Source organism: Mesorhizobium shangrilense (assembly GCF_040537815.1).
In the GTDB taxonomy this organism is placed as follows: domain Bacteria; phylum Pseudomonadota; class Alphaproteobacteria; order Rhizobiales; family Rhizobiaceae; genus Mesorhizobium; species Mesorhizobium shangrilense.
In genome coordinates this window covers 19,450-36,347 of record NZ_JBEWSZ010000007.1, presented here as the reverse complement: position 1 = coordinate 36,347, position 16,898 = coordinate 19,450, and the positions used below count along the sequence as shown (strand labels likewise).

The following is a 16,898-nucleotide window of genomic DNA, read 5'->3' as shown; positions in this document are numbered from 1 at the left end:
CTGAGGGCCGGCACACCGGGGCAGCCTTGCCATGAGCCGGATCACCCGCAAGCAGTTCCTGGCCCTTGGAGCCGCCTCGCTCGGCCTCGCCGGTGCCGGATTGGCCGGCGGAGAACTGGCCGGAAGGGTGCTGTTCAGTACCGGTGAGGGCGGTGCGGTTCCCGGTGAACTCGTCGGCGCCTCCTCCTCCATTGGCCACAGGCTGCGAGGCGGTACCTTCGCCGCGCCGGGCGACATCCGCCGGACAGATGTCGTCATCGTCGGCGGCGGCGTGGCAGGCTTGGGCGCCGGCTATCGCCTTGCCAGGGCCGGCTATGACGATTTCCTGCTGCTCGATCTCGAAGCCGCTCCCGGCGGCAATGCCGCCAGCGGACGCAACGAGGTCTGCGCCTTTCCCTGGGGCGCGCACTACGTGCCGTTGCTCACACAGGAAGCCAAGGCAGTGCGGGCACTGTTTGAGGATTTCGGGATCATCACCGGTTACGGCCCTACGGGCGTACCGGTCTACGACGAGTATGCCCTGTGCGCCGACCCCACCGAGCGCCTATACCGCTACGGGCGCTGGCAGGACGGCCTGGTGCCGGCGATAGGCCTCACTGCGGAGGAGGAGGCAGAGACCGGGCGCTTCTTCGCCACGATGCGCGATTTTCGCCGGCGCGTCGGCAGCGACGGCCGGCGCGCCTTCGCCATTCCGCTCGACCTGAGCTCGCAGGACGCCGACCTGATGGCACTCGACGCCATCGCCATGACGGCCTGGATGGAGCGCGAAGGCTATCGCTCGCCGGGGCTCGCCTGGTATGTCGACTATTGCTGCCGCGACGACTACGGCACACGATCGAAGGATGTCTCGGCCTGGGCCGGCTCCATTATTTCGCCGCCCGCAACGGCAGGGCGGCCGATGCCGGCGAGCAGGGGCTGGTCACCTGGCCGGAAGGCAACGGCTATCTCGCGCACCGCCTCGCCGAGGTCCTCGGCCCGCGCGTGCGGCCACGGGCGCTTGCCTTTGCCGTCGACACAGCTGGTAGCGGCGTGACGGTCGACGTCTGGGATGCGGCCGAGGACAAGACCTTCCGGGTCGAGGCGAAGGCCGCGGTGCTGGCGACGCCTCATTTCGTCACTGCGCGGCTGCTGAAGGATGCAGCCCTTGCCGCCGGTTCTTCCTATGCGCCCTGGGCGGTGGCCAACATCACGCTCGACAGCCTGCCGGGCGGTACTGGCGCCGGCCTGAGTTGGGACAATGTCGTCTTCGACAGCCCCTTGCTCGGCTATGTCGTGGCCACCCACCAGATCACGCAGATGCGCCCCACGAACACGGTGCTGACCTACTACTGGCCGCTCAGTCACCTGCAGCCGGAGGAGGCGCGTCGGGAGGCCTTGGCGCGGCCGCTGCAGGCCTGGCAGGGCATTTTCCTCCAGGAGCTTCTTGCTGTCCACCCCGAGCTCGAAGGCCATGTCCGGCGGGTCGACGTCTGGGTCTGGGGGCATGCGATGATCCGGCCGGTGCCAGGCTTCATCTGGGGCGCGCAGCGGCGCGTGGGTCTCGTGCAGAAGGCACCCATCTTCACCGCCCATTCGGACATGAGCGGCGTCTCTATCTTCGAGGAGGCCTATACGCATGGGGTTCGTGCGGCCGAGAACGCCATGGCCTATCTCAGCCATCCCTTCGAGACGGTGCTGTGATGGCGCATTCCCTCCTCAAGACCCAACCCTGGATATTCTCCGCCCGCTTCGACCTCGGCTTCATCCTGGCGCCGGCGCTGGCGGTGACGCTGGCCGCCCTGGCCTGGTCGCTGTTCGGCGGCGCGGCAAGCGAGACCTCGCCCTGGGTCTGGCTGGTGCTCGTCGTCGGCGTCGACGTGGCCCATGTTTATTCGACCCTGTTCCGCACCTATCTCGACCGCGCCGAGTTGAGTGCGCGGCCCTGGCTCTATGGCTTGACGCCGCTGCTGGCCTGGCTGGGCGGCTGCCTGCTCTACTGGTGCGGCAGCCTGGTGTTCTGGCGCGTGCTTGCCTATGCCGCCGTGTTCCACTTCGTGCGCCAGCAATACGGGTTCATGATGATCTATGCCCGCCGGGAGCGCGGCCTGCCACCGCTCTTCTGCCGCATCGACAAGGCGGCGATCTACGGCGCCACGCTCTATCCGCTGGTCTACTGGCATTGCCATCAGCGGCAATTCTCCTGGTTCGTCGAAGGCGATTTCATCCGCCTCGACCTGCCGCTGCTCGCCACCATCGCCGGCCTCTTCTATGGCGTCATCCTGGCCGCCTACATCGTCAAGGAGGCCGCGCTGCTGCGCCGCGGCACAGGCTTCAACCTGCCGCGCAATCTGCTGCTCGCCGGCACCGCGACGTCCTGGTTCATCGGCATCGTGCTGTTTGACAACGACCTCGTCTTCACCGGCACCAACATCATCGCCCACGGCATCCCCTATATCGCGCTGATCTGGGGCTATGGCCGCAACCAGGCGCGGCTGCAGGGCGGACGCAGTTCCTTCCTGGCGCCATGGATCGCCCATCTGTTCACCTGGCGGGCCGTGCCTGTCTACATGGCCGCCCTCTTCGGCCTCGCCTATCTGGAGGAGGGGTTGTGGGATGGCTTCGTCTGGCGCGAGCATGGTAGCCTCTTCGGCGTCTTCGGCACCTTGCCGTCGCTCGGCTCTTCCGATGCACTGATCTGGCTAGCGCCGCTGCTCGCAATGCCCCAGGCCACGCACTACATCCTCGATGCCTTCATCTGGCGCATGCAGACCAGGGACACCAATTGGAAGCGGGTGCTGTTCGCACAAGAGCCGGGGCGGTCCTGATGGATACCCGAGTGACCGATCAAGCCCAAACTGAGCAGGCCCAACCCTACGCCCCCGGTCTGCATCTACTCGTTGATTTTTGGGAGTGCCGCGGCCTGCAGGATGCCAAGGGGATCGAGCGCGTGTTGCGCGAGGCGGCGGCGGCCTGCGGCGCCACGGTGCTGGGCGTCATGCTGCACAATTTCGGCGAGGGCTGCGGCATCACCGGCGTCGCCTTGCTCGCCGAATCCCATATCAGCATCCACACCTGGCCCGAGACCGGCTATGCAGCCCTCGACCTCTTCATGTGCGGCCGCTGTGACCCTCGAGCAGCCTTGCCAGTGCTGGAGGCGTGGTTCTCGCCGGGCAGTACAAGGATAACGGAGCACCGAAGGGGATGAGATCGCAGCCGGACTGTTAGACCAGGGCACCATCTTTGAGATCGAGGAGCGCCTCACTAACACAGGCGGGACCGACGCACTGGATCTCCTTCATGCGCGAGGAGGCGTGCCTGAAAAACACATCACAGGCATCGTCCCAGTCGCAACAGGCGCGGCACCGTTTGCCATCCTCGGGGACTTTCGTACGCCTGCCGGCGCCCGAAACTCTTCACGCATGCGGAAAGGCAAGTACACGCGACTTCGTCCAGAAAGCGGTCAGTCCGCTCCTGGCCCCAATGCGGCCATTTGAGAACTAGCGGCGGATGACCGTCTCTTGGCGGGCATTGTTGCGGACCTGCTCGACGAGTTGCCCGAGCTCATGCCTCTCCCTCCATCGGTATACTGTGGCGAAACGCGGTTCGCTCGACGCTCCCACCCAAGAGTACCCGAAGGAAACTTTTCGCCGCGGTGCCGCGGCCAAGAAGGCGCACTCTGCAAGCTGTTTCACGACTCCCCGGGTTCGCGATCTCGCCGCAGCGATGTGCCCGGAGATCGTCGAGCCGAGCCGCGCGGCCGAGCAGGCTAATGACGCTTGAGGGGAGACACACAGCAACTGCTCGGCCCCGCGCCGGGATCGAAGGGGCGGGGCTGAAGGATGCTCATGCGAGCACAAGTTCCGCGCTCTCCGCGACATAGCTAACATAGCGATAGTCCCGAATGAACGTGATGCGCCCGTCTCGCCACTCCAACGACATGAAGTGGCTAGGCTTTGCCCCTGGCCCATTCTCGAACACTGCGATGACTTCGCGGCCCTCCAACCAGGCCGGAGCCAAGTGAACCGTTTCGCTCCGAGCGTAGATGGTGAAGAACATGCTAACGTCGGCCGCTCCAACGCGGATCGGATGCGTCGATTGATTGAGCTTGACGTCCTCTGCGAGCAGCGCGCGCAAAGCCTCCCAGTTTCGCTGATTGAAGAGCGCGACGTAGCGTGCCACTGCAGCGGACGGCGGCCGCGCATTCGTCGGCGGGCCGGCTTGCTCATTGATCTCCCGAAGTCGCGCGCGACCTCGTGCCAGATGGCCCTTCACCGCGTCGACTGTGAGGTCAAGGAGAGCGGCGATCTCGACCAGCGACTCGTCGAGCACATCCTTCAGTATCACGACGCTCCGCTGAGGAATGGGCAACTCCACAAAGCGCGATACGGCGGTCCTGACTGCTTCCTGGCGCATCAGCATCTCTACAGGGTCAGAGTGGGTCGAATCGACGACATCTGAGGCGGTGTCGAGTGGCTCGGCCATACGCACCGCACGGCCGCGTAGCAGATCGAGGGCGCGGTTGTGGGCGATCCGGAATAGCCAGGGTCGAAGCGGCGGCACCTTCTCCAAGTCCTGCAACGCCGCGAAAGCCCGGACGAGCGTATCCTGCACGACGTCTTCGCCGTCGATGACAGATCCCATGAGACGCGCACAATAGCGGTGGAGTTCAGACCGCAACTCGCCGACTAGCCTGACGAGCTCCGCCCGGCGGTCGCTATTCAGCGAGGATCGCTCCGTGTTCAAGCAGCGGCTCCCTCGAGGATTGTCACTCCCGTGCCACCCTTGAGGCCGAAAGCAAGCCCCCCGGCGTATTTCGGATCGTCCAGCACTTCGACAACCTTTTTTCCGAATTCCGTCGGCGGCATCGGCGCTCCGAAGCGGGCCAGGAACTGTTCGGCTGTAACACCCATGGCATGCGCATAGGCGTCGGCGCCGGCGTCGCCGACACCGGTACCACCGACAATCTGCAACGGCACAATGGCCTGAAAGCGAATCCCGAGGCGCTTCTGTTCCGAGACACCATTGGCGTATTGGGCCATGAACCATAGCATGCGCTTGGCACCGCCATAGCCACCTGACATCGGCGATCCGCTCACGCCGGCACCACTCGACACAACCAGAGCGCGACTCCCGGGTTTGAGCGGGACATTAAGCGCTGCCTGCAGCCAATAGAGGCCGGCCTTGACGTCGTGCTCCCAGGTCGCGGTGAAGTCAGCCCAACTCACTTGGTCAAACCGACGCATTGGCGGTGACATGCCAGCGTTTAGCACCAGTATGTCGGGCCGCACCTCGATGAGGATGCGGTGGGCGGCCGTCTCGTCGGTCACATCGGCGGCAATTGTGAAAACGCCCAGCCGGGTCCGGACGGCCTCGAGCGCATCGGCGCCGCGCGCGACCACCGTGACCCTGGCGCTGCAGTCCACAAGCGCCTCAACCAGTCCCAGGCCAAGGCCACGGCTTCCGCCGGTGACGACGATATTCTTATCCTTGAGGCTCATGGTCGTTCTCCAGTTCTTAGCTATAGCTAGGACGATCCAAGCGCCGAAAAGGAGTCACGGCCTTGACTGTGAACGCCCTCTGTTCGCGACCGTAACAACGGTTCAGCGTAGCCGGGTGACGACGTCGGCAATGGCGACCTCAGTGAAGTTTCCCTGGGCAGGAAGCTCCACCCAGCAAAAGTATCTTCGCAGATATATGGTTGTGGCAAACCGTGGTGTGTATCCCAATCACGGAGCATCCAGCGCCATTTGCGATTGACGCGCGAAACCCGCAGCAAGCGCACCTCACCAGTGTTTAGCGTGCCTTGCAGCAGCTGCGTCTCGCCGACGGCACTATGCGGCTGCGTTGTGGACCGTGTTGAGACAGCTGCACACTATCTTCCCGGCAATCTCGGAGTGAAGCCCGATTAGCGCATAGAGGCTGGTTCGTGAGAAGAGATTTGACCTGCAGGCACAGTGCGGCTCGTTGTCGCCGTCTCGCACTCTGCTTAGCCGGCCGCTCAATTGCCGTTGCCACTCGAACAGGTGCTCCATGAGGGCACCGGCGCGAAACTCGCTGCGATCCAATCGACGGATGCGCGTGTCTCAAGGCAATTGGATGTCGGCGATGCTGAACAGCCTCATTGGGCGGGCTGAGGGCTCTATCGCGGACACGCCACCTTCCGAGCCGATCGTCAGTGACTCTTTTTTGCGGCCTCATTCGTCTTAGCCTTAGACAACAACGGAGCGAATGAATGACCCTCAAGAACAAAAGCGTGATGGTAACCGGCGCCAATCGCGGCATCGGCCAGGCCCTGGTCCAGGAAGCCTTGAGGCAAGGCGCCAAGCGAGTGTACGCTGGTACGCGTCAGCCCCTGGTCCATTCAGACAGCCGCGTTACGGCCGTGACCTTGGATGTGACAGACCGTCAGCAGATTCAGCGCGCTGTCGAGAGCATCGAATCCCTCGATATTCTCATCAACAATGCCGGTGTGGCCCTTTATGACGACCTGAGCGATCCTGCGGTGCTTGAACAACATCTTGCAGTCAATCTCTTTGGCACGCACAGCATGGCCCGGGCTTTCTTGCCACTGCTGACGCATTCTCGCGGTGCCATCGTCAATGTGCTGTCGGTGGCGGGCCTCGCTGCCCTGCCGGTCATTCCTGCCTACTCGATCTCGAAGGCGGCTGCATTTTCGCTAACCCAATCTCTGCGCGCTCTCCTGGCTGAACGGGGCGTGAGCGTGCATGCGGTCCTGGCCGGCCCCGTCGATACCGAAATGTCACGCGACCTCGAGGTGGCTAAGGCCTCACCGGCATCCGTTGCGCAAGGCATCTTCGATGGCGTGGCGAAGGGGGAGCAGGACATTTTCCCGGATCCCATGTCGGCGTCGATGGCGGAGAGCTGGCGTGGCAGCGCCGTCAAGGCGGTTGAACTCCAGTTTGCGATGCTCGTGGCGGCACAGCCGGCCGCCGCATAGGCGAAGTCGAAAAAGAGAGCCCAAGCAAAACCAAGGAGACAACATGCTCCTTCATTAGACCGCAACACGTGAAGGGTGGCCGGCGTCCCGGCTGGAACAGCTTGAGGACGAGAAGGCGTAGCGACGAACTGGAGTCAGCCGCACGTATGTCCTATCATCTCCATTAAGCAATCGCTGGCCTGCGTTCCGCCGACGCCCAGATCCCGCACACTGTTCATGTGGTTTCGGTGTTTCAGGCATGAGGCGTGAACTGCCAAGCCCTGCTTTCGCAATCGCGCTCCGAAGCTGGCGGCCTGTTTGTGGAACGGCGGTGTTTCCTGATCTCCGACGAGGATGGTCACTGCCGTTTCCGGATCGTGCTGCCGTGTCGTTGGCGTGAAGACTGCAGCCTCCTCGTCAGTGATGCCGATCAATGGCTCGAGGAAGGAGGTCTGCAGGGGCTTCAGATCGTAGAGGCCGCCCAGCAGCAGCGCCGCACGGATGCGTGACGGCATTGGCGTCTTTTCGAACAGGAATGTCGCCAGATGCGCGCCGGCCGAATGGCCGCTGACGCTTATCCGCCCGGGATCGCCGCCATGGCTGGCGATGTTGTCCAGCACCCATCGTTTCACGCGCCGGACCTGTTCGACGATGACAGCCATCCTGACCTCGGGCATCAGCGCATAGTCGACAATGACCGCGATCGCACCGGCCTTGGTGACTGTGTCCGCTACATAGGAATAGTCGCTCCTGGAAAACATGCGCCAGTAGCCGCCATGAATGAAGATGTGAACCGGAAGGTTTTTATGCCTCCCCGGTGGAAAGAACAGGTCGAGCCGCTCGGCACTGCCTTCGCCGTAGGCGACATCAGTGACCATCGGCAGCGTTGCCCTGGTGGCAGTGCTGCGCGCCACGATATCGGCCACGATGTCATCGAAGTCGGCGACGTGATCGCGGGTGCGGAAGGGATCCTTCGGCATGGCTGCGGGCTCAGAAGGTGATGGCGATGTATTTCGCCTCCATGAATTCAGCGATGCCGTGGTGCTGGCCGCCTTCGCGGCCAAGGCCGCTTTGCTTGACTCCGCCGAAGGGCGCCGCGGGGTCAGACATCAGCCCCCGGTTGAGGCCGATCATGCCGGCCTCGATTCTCGACGCCACACGCATGCCGCGCCCCACATCGCGCGTGTAGATATAAGCGGCAAGGCCATATTCCGTGTCATTGGCATATGCGATGGCCTGCTCCTCGGTTTCGAACATGGTGATCGGCGCCACCGGCCCGAAGATCTCCTCATGCGCCATGTCGGCTTCGGGCGATACCGCCGACAGCACCGTCGGCGGGTAGAAAAAGCCTTCCCCTTCCAGGATCGAGCCGCCGCAAAGCACCTTGGCTCCCCGTTCAACCGCGTCCTTGACGAGACGGTCGATCTTGTCCACGGCCTTTTTTGTGATCATCGGGCCGCACTCGGTATCGGCATTGGTGCCTGCGCCTACCTCGAGCGCCGCCATGCGTTTGCAAAGCCCGTCGGCGAACCGTTCGTGGATGCCGGACTGGACATAGATGCGGTTGGCGGCGGTGCAGGCCTCGCCGGCATTGCGCATCTTGGCGATCATGGCGCCGTCGAGCGCCGCATCAAGATCGGCATCGTCGAAGACGACGAAGGGCGCGTTGCCGCCAAGCTCCATAGAGCAGGAAATCACATGCTTGGCAGCTTCGGCGAGCAAGGTTCGGCCGACGCTGGTCGAGCCGGTGAAGGAGAGCTTCCTGACGCGCGGATCGGCCAGCATGGCCGATGTCAACGGGCCGGGATTGGTCGTGGTGAGAACGTTGACGACGCCGGCCGGCACGCCGGCGTCGCTGTAGAGCGCGGCCAGCGCGTAGGCCGTGAGGGGCGTTTCGCTTGCCGGCTTCAGGATGACTGTGCAGCCAGCCGCCAGCGCAGGCGCGATCTTTCGAGTCGCCATCGCGGCCGGAAAGTTCCACGGCGTGATAAGCACGCAAATGCCGATCGGCTCATAGTCGACGACGATCCGGTTGGTGCCGGACGGCGCGGTGCCGAATTCACCGGTGATGCGGACCGCCTCTTCGGCATTCCAGCGGAAGAATTCGGCCGCGTACGCCACCTCGCCGCGGGCGTCGCGCAGCGCCTTGCCGTTCTCCAGCGAAATCAGCATGGCGAGCGTTTCAGATCGTTCGACCATGAGCTCGAAACAGCGCCGCAGAATTTCCGAGCGCTTACGTGGCGCTGTCTCTCGCCATCCCTTGGCGGCCGAAGCCGCGGCCTCGACGGCAGCCACAGCATCCTCGAGCGTTGCATCAGGAACCGCCGCGATCACAGCGCCTGAGGACGGATCGACGACATCAATGAGCCGGCCATTGGAAGCGGGGTGCGACGTGCCGTCGATGTAAAGCCCGTGCGAAAACCGGCGCACGTCATAGCCATCCGGGTCGATTTGCTGAACATTTGGGGGAAGGTTCATCGTCTTGTTCCGTTGGTTCACATGGCGCAGGCGGCGATGTCGCCGTCATGGGCCGCCTGGACAAGGCGAAGCATGGCGGCGAGATCGAACGGGCGCGGGTTGTTCTTGATCAGACGCTCGATGCCGAGCGCCTGCTCGGCGGTCCAGTCGAGCTTGTCGGCGGGCAGGCCAAGATCGGCCAGCGTCGGCGTAATGCCGATCGCCGCGAACAGCCGCCTGATCTCCTCGATGGTGGCGGCGGCCATCTCGGCAACGGTCCGCTTCTTGGTATCGAGGCCAAGCGCAAGCCCTATCTCGGCCATTTCGGCGGCGGCCACGCGGCTGTTGTAGGTCATGACGTAGGGCATCATCGTCGCCACGCCCAATCCGTGCGCTGTGTGCGTAAGCGCCCCGGCCGGATACTGCACGGCATGCGCCGCTGCCGTTCCAGCAGTACCAAAGGCGCAGCCCGCAGCCAGCGCGCCCATCATCACATCGGCACGCGCATCGGCGTCAGTGCCATCGGCGCAGGCTTTCTCGAGGCTGCGCCCCAGTAATTTGATGGCCAGCAGCGCAAAATGATCGGTCAGCGCTGTCTTGCCGATAAAGACATGCTTCTGCGGCAGCTCGGGGTTTTCGCCGCGTCGCATGGCGGTGAAAGCCTCGATCGCATGCGTCAAGGCATCGGCGCCGGCGATCGCGGTCAGGGCAGGGGGGCACGTCATTGTAAGTTCGGGATCGCACAAGGCAACCGCCGCGATCAGATACGGGCTCGATATGCCGACCTTGAGCGTCCGGTCGGGATCGGAAATCACCGCGACGGGCGTCACTTCGGAGCCAGTGCCCGCCGTTGTCGGTACGGCGATCAGCGGCAGGGTCGGCCCCGGCACCTTGAACTCACCGTAGTAGTCCTGGAGTTTGCCCCCATGGCTGAGCAGCAAGGTGGCACATTTGGCGAAGTCGAGGCAACTGCCGCCGCCGATGCCGATCACCATCTCGGGCTGGAACTCTTTCGCTTCGTCGACGCAAATGCTGACGCTGTCGCGTGGCACGTCGGGCAGGACGCGGTCATGCACCAGCACCTCGATCGAGGCGGCCTGAAGCGATTTGACGACTTCCGCGAACACCGCCGTGCCGGCGAAGCGCTCGTCGGTACAGACCAGAGCGCGCCCGCCAAACCGGCCAGCCACCATCGGCAGCACATGGCGCTGCCCCTTCCCGAACAGGATTTCTCGCGGCAGCCGGAGGGCGGCGAAAAGGCTCATGATGATCTGCGTCCTTTCATGGAGGCTGAAGTCGAAAGCGCGTTGAATCCGGCCACGGCGCGGAATTCGGCTCTGAACTCATTGTGATGGTTGTGTCGCGTCCAAAAATGTATCCGCGTTAAAATCGTATAGGATATAGGATTGCATCGACCGAAGCATCGTGTTAGCCATCCTCACTGTCAAGAGGCAAAAGATGCAGACCACGAACTTACCCGATACGACCGAGATGATCGCCGCAGGGGGACGCATCCAGCGCTCCAACAGCCTGGTCGAGGATGTCTATGAAGCTATCTTCGCCCAACTGATGGCGCTGAAGATTGCGCCCGGCTCACGCATCACCGTGGACAGCCTGGTCAAGGAATTCGACGTCTCGCACACACCCATCCGCGAGGCTCTGGGCCGCCTTGAAGGTGAAGGCCTGGTGCTCAAGACGCACCTCATTGGTTACCGCGCAGCACCCCAGATTACCCGGCGTCGTTTCGATGAATTGTACGAAATGCGCCTTCTGCTTGAGCCGCATGCCGCGGCGAAAGCCGCTGCCGCCATGGACGAGGCGAAGCTCAACACTTTGCTGGAAGCGGCTGGCGTGATGTCACGGCGCGAAGGCAAGGACGATCGCCTGCGCTATTCGAACTTCGCCCGGCAGGACGCGATCTTCCACGACAAGATCATGGAGTTTTCCGAAAACGAGCTCATTCGCCAGACGTTGAGCCACCAGCACGCCCACTTCCACATCTTCCGCCTGATGTACCATGCCCGCGTGACCGAGGAAGCGCTCGACGAACACGAGGCAATCCTCGCCGCGTTTGGGTCGGCCGATCCCGAAGCCGCCAGAAAGGCGATGCGCATCCACATAGAGCACTCGCGCGACCGCCTGCTGCCGGCGTTCGATTGAGGCCGGAACCGATGTCAATCGCCGCGAACATCACCGGGGAGGGAGGAAGCACGTTGCCGCAAGGCGACGGCCCAGGCGCCGTGGAACCGGTGTTGCGCGCCGAACATCTGTCGAAACAATATGGGCCTGTGACTGTGCTGTCGGACGTCATTCTCGACGTCCTGCCCGGCGAGGTCCACGCTATCATCGGCGAGAACGGGGCCGGGAAGTCGACATTGATGCGGCTGCTGTCCGGTTATGTCGAGCCGACAAGCGGCGCATTGTCGATGGCCGGCCACCCGGTGAAATTCACCAAGCCCAGCCAGGCACAGGAGGCCGGTGTCGCGCTGGTCCATCAGGAAATCCTGCTCGCCGAGGCGCTCACGGTGACGGACAATCTGTTTCTCGGGCGCGAGCTTTCGCAGGGCCCTGTCGTGGATGACCGTACGATGCGGCGCCTGGCGGTCGAGAAGCTGGCGCAGATCGGCTGCTCGGTCTCGCCGACCGCGCTGGTGCGCGACATCTCGCTGGCGGACCGGCAGATGGTTCAGATCGCCCGCGCGCTGCTCGACGACTACAAGGTGGTGATCTTCGACGAACCCACAGCCGTGCTGACCGGCGGGGAAGTCGAGCGGCTGCTGGAGATCGTGCTGCAACTGAAGGCACACGGCACCGCCGTGCTCTATATCAGTCACCGGCTGGACGAGGTGCAACGGGTCGCCGACAAGGTCACGGTGTTGCGCGACGGCAAAATGGTCGGCACCTATCCCGGCAAGACGTTGAGCCAGATGGACATGGCGCGGCTCATGGTCGGCCGCGAACTGGCCGCACTCTATCCCGAAAAAACCACGGCGCCTTCGGATGTGCCGATGCTGAGCGTCAGGAACGCCACCGTTCCCGGCTATGCCGAGGACGTATCCTTCACCGTCCACAAGGGCGAGATCCTGGGCTTTGCCGGCATGGTCGGCGCCGGCCGCACCGAACTCTTTGAGGGCATCATCGGCCTGCGCCCGGCAACCGCGACGGTCGAACTTGAGGGCAAGCCGGTCCACTTCCATTCGCAGCGCGCCGCGATCGACGCCGGGATCGGCTACCTGACAGAGGACCGCAAGGGCAGGGGCCTGCTGCTGCAGGAGCGCCTCGCACCCAATCTGACGCTCTCGGCGCTCTCGATGTTCCATCCGGGCCTGTCGATGGGCCGGCGCCGCGAAGCGACGGCCTTGGAAGAGGCCGTCGAAACCTATGACATCAGGGTGAAAAGCCTAAGCGCCAAGGCGGGCCAGCTCTCGGGCGGCAACCAGCAGAAGCTCCTGCTGGCCAAGGTGCTTTTGACCAACCCATCGGTGGTCATCATCGACGAGCCGACACGCGGCATCGACATCGCCAACAAGGCGCAGATCTACGCCTTCATCCAGGGACTGGTCGCCAAGGGAAAGGCCTGCATCGTCATCTCTTCGGAGATGCAGGAACTGATTGGCATCTGCGACCGCATCCTGGTGATGCGCGAGGGCCGCGTCACCGGCGAGGTCAGCGGCGCCGAAATGACGGAAAGCAACGTGGCGCTGCTGGCAACCAGTGGCCCGAAACCAAGGCCAAAAGCCAAGGGAGGACCAGAATGGCTGTCATGACCGGATCCCCATCCACACGCCGCCTCAGTGATCTGAATCTCACCTGGACCGACGTCGGCCCCTTCCTGGCATTGGTTGCCCTGCTGGCGGCGGGCTTCCTCATCAATCCGGACTTTCTCTCGGCCACCAACCTTGCCAACGTGATCACCCGCAGCGCCTTCATCGCGATCATCGCGGTCGGTGCGACGTTCGTGATCTCGTCGGGCGGGCTCGATCTTTCCGTAGGCTCGATGGCCGCCTTTATCACCGGCATCACCATCATGTTCATGAACGCGGTGGCTCCGCATGCCGGCGTCTGGGCCATCCCTGCCGGAATGGTGGTGGCGATTATGGTCGGGTTGCTCTGTGGACTCGCTAACGGGCTGATCGTCACAGTCGGCCGGATCGAGCCGTTCATCGCGACGCTCGGCACGATGGGAATTTTCCGGGCCCTTATCACCTATCTGACCGACGGCGGCACGATCCCGATCGACCGGTCGCTGCGCGAAGCCTATCGTCCGGTCTATTTCGGCACGGTCGCCGGCGTCCCGATCCCGATCCTGATATCCGTCGCGGTCGCCGCGGTCGCGTCCTTCGTCCTCTACAAGATGAAATACGGGCGCAAATGTGCGGCTGTCGGCGCCAACGAGGATGTCGCTCGCTATTCCGGCATCTCGGTCATCAAGACCCGCACAATCGCCTACATCGTCCAGGGCATCTGCGTGGCCATCGCCGCCATTTGCTACGTGCCGCGCCTTGGCGCCGCTACGCCCACGACCGGTCAGCTTTGGGAGTTGCAGGTCATCACCGCCGTGGTGATCGGCGGCACCGCGCTGCGTGGCGGCAAGGGCCATGTGTGGGGAACGGTCGCGGGCGCGGTCATCCTGGAGCTCATCGCTAACCTCATGGTGCTGTCGGACTTCGTCTCCGAATACCTTGTGGCCGCCGTTCAGGGCGTCATCATCATCATCGCCATGCTCATTCAACGGTTTTCGAATTCGAAATAGCTCGTGTCCGGACCACGCGGGAGCCAGGTTTTTATAGGTCCAATGGGAGAAGACAATGTTCAGTAGAAGATGGATTGCGGCGGCCGCCCTTGGCTCGCTGCTCCTGGCCGGACAGGCCATGGCACAAGACAAGAAGGTTATCGCTGTGTCGATACCTGCGGCCGACCATGGCTGGACGGCGGGCGTGGTCTATCATGCCCAGCAGGCCGCCAAGGAAATCAATGCCGCTTTCCCGGGCGTGGAAGTGGTCGTCAAGACGTCGCCATCGGCAGCGCAGCAGGTCAGCGCGCTCGAGGATTTGTCCGCCAGCCGCAAACTGGATGCCTTGGTCATCCTGCCTTACAGTTCGGAGGAGCTGACCCAGCCGGTCAAGGCTATCAAGGATGCGGGGACCTTCATCACTGTCGTCGACCGGGGCCTCACCGATTCCTCGATCCAGGACCTCTACCTCGCCGGTGACAACATTGCGGTGGGCGCAAACACCGCGAAGTTCATGATCGACAAGCTGGGCGGCAAAGGCGACCTCGTGGTGCTGCGCGGCATTCCGACCGTCATCGACGACGAGCGCATCAAAGGCTTCCAGGACGCGATCAAAGGCACCGGCCTGAAGGTGCTGGACATTCAATATGCCCACTGGAACAGCGACGAAGCCTTCAAGCTCATGCAGGACTACCTGGCCAAGTACCCGCATATTGATGCGGTCTGGGCCAATGACGACGACATGCTGCTTGGCGTGCTCGAGGCCGTGAAGCAGTCGGGCCGGACCGATATCAAGCTGGCGCTTGGCGGCAACGGCATGAAGGACATTGTGAAGAAGGTGATCGACGGCGACGCGATGACGCCGGTCGAGACCCCGTACCCGCCTTCGATGATCAAGACAGCGATCTACATGACTGTCGCCAATCTGATCGGCCAGGCGCCTGTGCGCGGCGCCGTCAAGCTCGACGCACCACTGATCACTCAAGCCAACGCCAAGGAATACTATTTCCCGGACTCACCGTTCTGATCGCATCCGATTTTGAAAAAAGGCAGGGCGCGATCGCGCCTTGCCAGCCCAAGAATGAGAGGAAGAGCCATGCCAGGCAAAAAGATACTGATGCTGACCGGTGAGTTCACCGAGGAATACGAAATCTTCGTCTATCAGCAGGCGATGGAAGCCGTTGGCCATACCATCCACGTGGTCTGCCCCGACAAGAACGCCGGAGATCTGATCAAGACCTCGCTGCACGATTTCGAGGGCGACCAGACCTATACCGAAAAGCTCGGTCACTATGCGCTGATCAACAAGACCTTTTCCGACGCTGAGAAGCAGCTCGACCAATACCACGCAGTCTATTGCGCAGGCGGCCGCGGCCCCGAATATATCCGCACCGACAAGCGGGTGCAGGCGATCGTGCGTCATTTTCACGAGGCCAACAAGCCGATCTTCACGATCTGCCACGGCGTCCAGATCCTGATTGCGGTCGACGGCGTCGTGCGTGGCAAGAAGGTGGCTGCGCTGGGTGCTTGCGAGCCGGAGGTGACACTGGCCGGCGGAACCTACATCGACCTGTCTCCGACCGACGCCTATGTCGACGGGACGATGGTTTCGGCCAAAGGCTGGACGGCGCTTGCCGCGTTCATCCGGGAATGCCTCAAGGTTCTGGGTACCGAGATCCGCCACACCTAGCGGAGGTAAGGCCGGCGTATATGGTACGATGGCCTTAGTGGCTCTGGGCGCGCCGGTCCGAGTGGCAAGCGCGTCTCCAACCTAGCCTCATTGACGCATTATCGTCTCCTCGACCTCGTCTTCAACGGCCGCCAGCGTCGCATGACGCGCGTGCTCTCAACCGCCATGAGTTTAACCGAGGTAAGGCAGCACGTCGCCGGTCCGACAATGACGACGCCACGAAACAGCATTGGCGCTTCCGCGAGACAGGGGTATGATAAGGCGTTGTTTAGCATAGGCTCGGCAACAGGTAGGAGGAGAGACCCATACCCCATGGGTCTGTCCGTCGCCCCGTCCCCCTACCGCGCGACGCTCCTCCTACTGGCCCTCGCTTGTGTCATCAGGGTGTAAACCTCAGCCGTGCCGTTCAACACTTCTGGCGCGCCAATCTCTGGGTGGAGCGAGGCTTTCTAGGCTTTCCGGAGGGTGGGTGGAGTATAGAGGGGGGACAGGAGGCGCGCGGTGCCGCCTATCTGACGTCTCTCGGACTTTGGTGCCGAAACATTCTGACCTGAGGTTCTCGCTGTTACACATAGCTACGACATGGGGAAGGAATTTGTCGGCCGCCGATAGAATATCGATGTTTAGTAGAATAAGCGTGGAAAATTCGTGCTTCCTAAGGTATTTTCGATCTTCCTGGTATGATTTTCGGCGATCTATGGGGTCTGTATTTCTATGGTTTCTTCTTCTTTTTGGGAGGGGTTGTAGACAAGACTTCCAGTCGATAGCCTGGACTTCTTGTTATTTTCTGACGCCGAGGCTTCGGGCGGCGGCCTCAGGGTTAACCACTCACGCACGATTGAAGTTAAGGAATCTCTAATTTAGTTGACTAAGTTTTCCACAGGTATATTTTTAATTGCGTTGGGATGTGCAATTTGGGCGAGCAATCGGCGATGAAGGCACACAAAGCGTAATCGTGATTTCGGGGCGAATAGAATGTCGCGCGGCAGCCAGCAGGCCGCGAACGACATCGGCCCAGCGAACTCAAAAGGCAATTTAGCGCACATCAAAAACATATGGCGATTCCGCCGTTGCGGAGGGTTTGTCGCGTTCGCAAGGACGTG

General features: G+C 62.6%; 15 protein-coding genes. 10 read left to right on the top strand and 5 right to left on the bottom strand.

Annotated elements, in window-relative coordinates:
• The first annotated feature begins 31 nt into the window (after window positions 1-31).
• From ABVQ20_RS34485 to speD, 4 genes are read left to right on the top strand one after another with little or no spacing between them, the layout of a single operon-like run.
• Complete coding sequence (locus ABVQ20_RS34485) at window positions 32-1,033, top strand: FAD-dependent oxidoreductase (protein ID WP_354464295.1); 1,002 nt, start codon at window positions 32-34, stop codon at window positions 1,031-1,033.
• On the top strand, window positions 1,030-1,680 hold the full coding sequence (locus tag ABVQ20_RS34480; RefSeq protein WP_354464294.1) for a hypothetical protein: 651 nt from the start codon (window positions 1,030-1,032) through the stop codon (window positions 1,678-1,680). The genes ABVQ20_RS34485 and ABVQ20_RS34480 overlap by 4 nt, the downstream gene beginning before the upstream one ends.
• Window positions 1,680-2,804 carry a hypothetical protein gene (locus ABVQ20_RS34475; protein ID WP_354464293.1) on the top strand — a complete coding sequence of 375 codons (1,125 nt, stop codon included), beginning with the start codon at window positions 1,680-1,682 and terminating at the stop codon, window positions 2,802-2,804. Before ABVQ20_RS34480 ends, ABVQ20_RS34475 begins: the two co-directional genes overlap by 1 nt.
• An 11-nt stretch (window positions 2,805-2,815) precedes the next feature.
• A complete protein-coding gene (gene speD, locus ABVQ20_RS34470) occupies window positions 2,816-3,184 on the top strand; it encodes an adenosylmethionine decarboxylase (RefSeq protein WP_354464292.1) in 369 nt (122 codons plus the stop codon).
• A 638-nt stretch (window positions 3,185-3,822) separates the two neighbouring features.
• On the opposite strand, the gene ABVQ20_RS34465 is transcribed toward speD, so the two are convergent.
• Both ABVQ20_RS34465 and ABVQ20_RS34460 read right to left on the bottom strand, forming a co-directional pair.
• A complete protein-coding gene (locus ABVQ20_RS34465) occupies window positions 3,823-4,722 on the bottom strand; it encodes a sigma-70 family RNA polymerase sigma factor (RefSeq protein ID WP_354464291.1) in 900 nt (299 codons plus the stop codon).
• Window positions 4,719-5,477, bottom strand: a complete 759-nt coding sequence (locus ABVQ20_RS34460; protein WP_354464290.1) for an SDR family NAD(P)-dependent oxidoreductase — start codon at window positions 5,475-5,477, stop codon at window positions 4,719-4,721. Before ABVQ20_RS34460 ends, ABVQ20_RS34465 begins: the two co-directional genes overlap by 4 nt.
• 734 nt (window positions 5,478-6,211) lie before the next feature.
• Here ABVQ20_RS34460 and ABVQ20_RS34455 point away from each other — a divergent pair.
• A complete protein-coding gene (locus ABVQ20_RS34455; protein WP_354464289.1) occupies window positions 6,212-6,937 on the top strand; it encodes an SDR family NAD(P)-dependent oxidoreductase in 726 nt (241 codons plus the stop codon).
• Between the two features lie 134 nt (window positions 6,938-7,071).
• Here the strand turns inward: ABVQ20_RS34455 and ABVQ20_RS34450 are convergent, their stop codons facing one another.
• From ABVQ20_RS34450 to ABVQ20_RS34440, 3 genes are read right to left on the bottom strand one after another with little or no spacing between them, the layout of a single operon-like run.
• A complete protein-coding gene (locus ABVQ20_RS34450; protein WP_354464288.1) occupies window positions 7,072-7,896 on the bottom strand; it encodes an alpha/beta hydrolase in 825 nt (274 codons plus the stop codon).
• Window positions 7,897-7,906: 10 nt separating this feature from the next.
• A complete protein-coding gene (locus tag ABVQ20_RS34445; RefSeq protein ID WP_354464287.1) occupies window positions 7,907-9,394 on the bottom strand; it encodes an NAD-dependent succinate-semialdehyde dehydrogenase in 1,488 nt (495 codons plus the stop codon).
• A 17-nt stretch (window positions 9,395-9,411) separates the two neighbouring features.
• Window positions 9,412-10,638, bottom strand: coding sequence for an iron-containing alcohol dehydrogenase (locus ABVQ20_RS34440; RefSeq protein ID WP_354464286.1), 1,227 nt, complete (start codon window positions 10,636-10,638; stop codon window positions 9,412-9,414).
• A 193-nt stretch (window positions 10,639-10,831) separates the two neighbouring features.
• Here ABVQ20_RS34440 and ABVQ20_RS34435 point away from each other — a divergent pair, with 193 nt between their 5' ends.
• The 5 genes from ABVQ20_RS34435 (at window position 10,832) to ABVQ20_RS34415 (ending at window position 15,795) form a co-directional block, all read left to right on the top strand.
• On the top strand, window positions 10,832-11,533 hold the full coding sequence (locus tag ABVQ20_RS34435) for a GntR family transcriptional regulator (protein ID WP_354464285.1): 702 nt from the start codon (window positions 10,832-10,834) through the stop codon (window positions 11,531-11,533).
• A gap of 11 nt (window positions 11,534-11,544) precedes the next feature.
• Window positions 11,545-13,140 carry a sugar ABC transporter ATP-binding protein gene (locus ABVQ20_RS34430; protein ID WP_354464284.1) on the top strand — a complete coding sequence of 532 codons (1,596 nt, stop codon included), beginning with the start codon at window positions 11,545-11,547 and terminating at the stop codon, window positions 13,138-13,140.
• Entirely contained in the window at window positions 13,128-14,126 is a 999-nt protein-coding gene (locus tag ABVQ20_RS34425) for an ABC transporter permease (protein ID WP_354464283.1), read from the top strand. Before ABVQ20_RS34430 ends, ABVQ20_RS34425 begins: the two co-directional genes overlap by 13 nt.
• Window positions 14,127-14,181: 55 nt before the next feature.
• Entirely contained in the window at window positions 14,182-15,132 is a 951-nt protein-coding gene (locus ABVQ20_RS34420) for a substrate-binding domain-containing protein (protein WP_354464282.1), read from the top strand.
• 69 nt (window positions 15,133-15,201) lie between these two features.
• Window positions 15,202-15,795, top strand: a complete 594-nt coding sequence (locus tag ABVQ20_RS34415; protein ID WP_354464281.1) for a DJ-1/PfpI family protein — start codon at window positions 15,202-15,204, stop codon at window positions 15,793-15,795.
• Window positions 15,796-16,898: the final 1,103 nt, after the last annotated feature.

Coding starts and splice junctions, on each gene's coding strand:
- ABVQ20_RS34425 (WP_354464283.1), top strand. CDS start 13,128: ATGGCTGTCATGACCGGATCCCCATCCACACGCCGCCTCAGTGATCTG.
- ABVQ20_RS34430 (WP_354464284.1), top strand. CDS start 11,545: ATGTCAATCGCCGCGAACATCACCGGGGAGGGAGGAAGCACGTTGCCG.
- ABVQ20_RS34415 (WP_354464281.1), top strand. CDS start 15,202: ATGCCAGGCAAAAAGATACTGATGCTGACCGGTGAGTTCACCGAGGAA.
- ABVQ20_RS34420 (WP_354464282.1), top strand. CDS start 14,182: ATGTTCAGTAGAAGATGGATTGCGGCGGCCGCCCTTGGCTCGCTGCTC.
- ABVQ20_RS34440 (WP_354464286.1), bottom strand. CDS start 10,638: ATGAGCCTTTTCGCCGCCCTCCGGCTGCCGCGAGAAATCCTGTTCGGG.
- ABVQ20_RS34445 (WP_354464287.1), bottom strand. CDS start 9,394: ATGAACCTTCCCCCAAATGTTCAGCAAATCGACCCGGATGGCTATGAC.
- ABVQ20_RS34460 (WP_354464290.1), bottom strand. CDS start 5,477: ATGAGCCTCAAGGATAAGAATATCGTCGTCACCGGCGGAAGCCGTGGC.
- ABVQ20_RS34485 (WP_354464295.1), top strand. CDS start 32: ATGAGCCGGATCACCCGCAAGCAGTTCCTGGCCCTTGGAGCCGCCTCG.
- ABVQ20_RS34450 (WP_354464288.1), bottom strand. CDS start 7,896: ATGCCGAAGGATCCCTTCCGCACCCGCGATCACGTCGCCGACTTCGAT.
- ABVQ20_RS34435 (WP_354464285.1), top strand. CDS start 10,832: ATGCAGACCACGAACTTACCCGATACGACCGAGATGATCGCCGCAGGG.
- ABVQ20_RS34455 (WP_354464289.1), top strand. CDS start 6,212: ATGACCCTCAAGAACAAAAGCGTGATGGTAACCGGCGCCAATCGCGGC.
- ABVQ20_RS34475 (WP_354464293.1), top strand. CDS start 1,680: ATGGCGCATTCCCTCCTCAAGACCCAACCCTGGATATTCTCCGCCCGC.